Origin of the sequence: Microbacterium sp. KHB019, from assembly GCF_037285405.1 — a bacterium.
Classification (GTDB): Bacteria; Actinomycetota; Actinomycetes; order Actinomycetales; family Microbacteriaceae; genus Microbacterium.
Map to the genome: position 1 here is coordinate 1 of NZ_JBBDHF010000006.1, position 3,423 is coordinate 3,423.

General features: G+C 54.3%; 2 rRNA genes. Both read right to left on the reverse strand.

Annotated features, from left to right (window positions below):
• Positions 1–52: 52 nt before the first annotated feature.
• Positions 53–169, reverse strand: a 5S ribosomal RNA gene (rrf, locus tag KHB019_RS15065).
• 122 nt (positions 170–291) lie between these two features.
• Positions 292–3,399, reverse strand: a 23S ribosomal RNA gene (locus KHB019_RS15070).
• Positions 3,400–3,423: the final 24 nt, after the last annotated feature.

The window sequence follows — 3,423 nt, forward strand, 5'->3', positions numbered from 1 at the left end:
TGTTAACGCAAAATGGCCACCCTGCTTTGGGTGGCCATTTTGACTAAAAGGAGTCCGGCGGTGTCCTACTCTCCCACAGGGTCCCCCCTGCAGTACCATCGGCGCTGTGAGGCTTAGCTTCCGGGTTCGGAATGTGACCGGGCGTTTCCCTCACGCTATGGCCGCCGAAACACTATTGATGTTTCAATCGTTGCATAACGAAAAGTTTGTGTTTTCGTTTGCGGTTCTCGACCGTACATCGAGAACCACTCAGTGGACGCGGAGCATCAGAAATTCGAACTGATGTCAGGTGTTATCAAGTCATCGGCTTATTAGTACCAGTCAGCTCCACACGTTGCCGTGCTTCCACATCTGGCCTATCAACCCAGTCGTCTACTGGGAGCCTCTCGGACACAAGGTCCATGGAAGTCTCATCTTGAGGCCGGCTTCCCGCTTAGATGCTTTCAGCGGTTATCCATCCCGAACGTAGCTAATCAGCGGTGCTCCTGGCGGAACAACTGACACACCAGAGGTTCGTCCAACCCGGTCCTCTCGTACTAGGGTCAGATCCTCTCAAACTTCCTACGCGCGCAGCGGATAGGGACCGAACTGTCTCACGACGTTCTAAACCCAGCTCGCGTACCGCTTTAATGGGCGAACAGCCCAACCCTTGGGACCTACTCCAGCCCCAGGATGCGACGAGCCGACATCGAGGTGCCAAACCATGCCGTCGATATGGACTCTTGGGCAAGATCAGCCTGTTATCCCCGAGGTACCTTTTATCCGTTGAGCGACAGCGCTTCCACAAGCCACTGCCGGATCACTAGTCCCGACTTTCGTCCCTGCTCGACCTGTCAGTCTCACAGTCAAGCTCCCTTGTGCACTTACACTCGCCACCTGATTACCAACCAGGTTGAGGGAACCTTTGGGCGCCTCCGTTACTTTTTGGGAGGCAACCGCCCCAGTTAAACTACCCACCAGGCACTGTCCCTGAACCGGATCACGGTTCGAAGTTAGATATCCAGAGTGACCAGAGTGGTATTTCAACAATGACTCCACGAATACTGGCGTATCCGCTTCATAGTCTCCCACCTATCCTACACAAGCCACACCGAACACCAATACCAAGCTGTAGTAAAGGTCACGGGGTCTTTCCGTCCTGCTGCGCGTAACGAGCATCTTTACTCGTAATGCAATTTCGCCGAGTTCGCGGTTGAGACAGTTGGGAAGTCGTTACGCCATTCGTGCAGGTCGGAACTTACCCGACAAGGAATTTCGCTACCTTAGGATGGTTATAGTTACCACCGCCGTTTACTGGGGCTTAAATTCTCAGCTTCGCCTTGCGGCTAACCGGTCCTCTTAACCTTCCAGCACCGGGCAGGCGTCAGTCCGTATACATCGTCTTGCGACTTGGCACGGACCTGTGTTTTTAATAAACAGTCGCTACCCACTAGTCTCTGCGGCCACCACGCCCTTTCGGAGTAAATCCTAATAAGCGGATGGCCCCCCTTCTCCCGAAGTTACGGGGGCATTTTGCCGAGTTCCTTAACCACGATTCTCTCGATCTCCTTGGTATTCTCTACCTGACCACCTGAGTCGGTTTGGGGTACGGGCGGCTAGAACCTCGCGTCGATGCTTTTCTCGGCAGCATAGGATCACCCACTTTTTATCCGCATCGTGTCTCAGCCTATGTGACTCCCGGATTTGCCTAAGAGTCGGCCTACGCACTTGCCCCGGGACAACCATCGCCCGGGTTGGGCTACCTTCCTGCGTCACACCTGTTAATACGCTAACCGCACCAGCATGGGGTCGTACGCTAGGCCTCACCCCATCACCCCGAAGGGATCCGGTCATGAGGATTCAGATACTTAGCACCACTGGATTAGCTTGGGCGGTTCTTCGCCGGTACGGGAATATCAACCCGTTGTCCATCGACTACGCCTGTCGGCCTCGCCTTAGGTCCCGACTTACCCAGGGAAGATTAGCTTGACCCTGGAACCCTTGGTCTTTCGGAGGACATGTTTCTCACACGTCTTTCGCTACTCATGCCTGCATTCTCACTCGTGTAGCCTCCACGGCTGGTTCACACCGCCGCTTCGCTGGCCACACGACGCTCTCCTACCCATCAACACGGCTGGACCACGAAGGCCTACCAATAATGTCAATGCCACAACTTCGGTGGCGTGCTTGAGCCCCGTTACATTGTCGGCGCGGAATCACTTGACCAGTGAGCTATTACGCACTCTTTCAAGGGTGGCTGCTTCTAAGCCAACCTCCTGGTTGTCACAGCAACTCCACATCCTTTTCCACTTAGCACGCGCTTAGGGACCTTAGATGGTGGTCTGGGTTGTTTCCCTCTCGACTATGAAGCTTATCCCCCACAGTCTCACTGCTGCGCTCTCACTTACCGGCATTCGGAGTTTGGCTGACGTCAGTAACCTTGTAGGGCCCATCGGCCATCCAGTAGCTCTACCTCCGGCAAGAAACACGCAACGCTGCACCTAAATGCATTTCGGAGAGAACCAGCTATCACGAAGTTTGATTGGCCTTTCACCCCTATCCACAGCTCATCCCCTCAGTTTTCAACCTAAGTGGGTTCGGTCCTCCACGCGCTCTTACACGCGCTTCAACCTGGCCATGGATAGATCACTTCGCTTCGGGTCTAGGACATGCGACTGAATCGCCCTATTCAGACTCGCTTTCGCTACGGCTACCCCACACGGGTTAACCTCGCCACATATCGCTAACTCGCAGGCTCATTCTTCAAAAGGCACGCTGTCACCCCTACTAAGGAGGCTCCAACGGTTTGTAAGCAAACGGTTTCAGGTACTATTTCACTCCCCTCCCGGGGTACTTTTCACCTTTCCCTCACGGTACTTGTCCGCTATCGGTCATCTGGGAGTATTTAGGCTTATCAGGTGGTCCTGACAGATTCACACGGGATTTCACGGGCCCCGTGCTACTTGGGATACTCTCCACGCCAGAACACGCATTTCGACTACGGGGTTGGCACCCTCTATGACCGGCCTTTCAAGACCGTTCGTCTATACGCTTCTGTAACGTCGCCACCTCGGCAGAGATGACTGGTGAGTCCCACAACCCCGAACATGCAACTCCTGCCGGATATCACACACACTCGGTTTAGCCTGATCCGGTTTCGCTCGCCACTACTAACGGAATCGCGGTTGCTTTCTCTTCCTGTGGGTACTGAGATGTTTCACTTCCCCACGTTCCCTCTACCCGCCCTATATATTCAGGCGGGAGTCACTAGGTCGGCACGCCGCCCAGCGGGGTTTCCCCATTCGGACACCCTCGGATCAAAACTTGCTTATCAGTTCCCCGAGGCTTATCGCAGATTGCTACGTCCTTCTTCGGCTCCAGATGCCAAGGCATCCACCGTTTGCTCTTAAAGACTTGAAACAACATGAGTTCGAATCGTCAAAA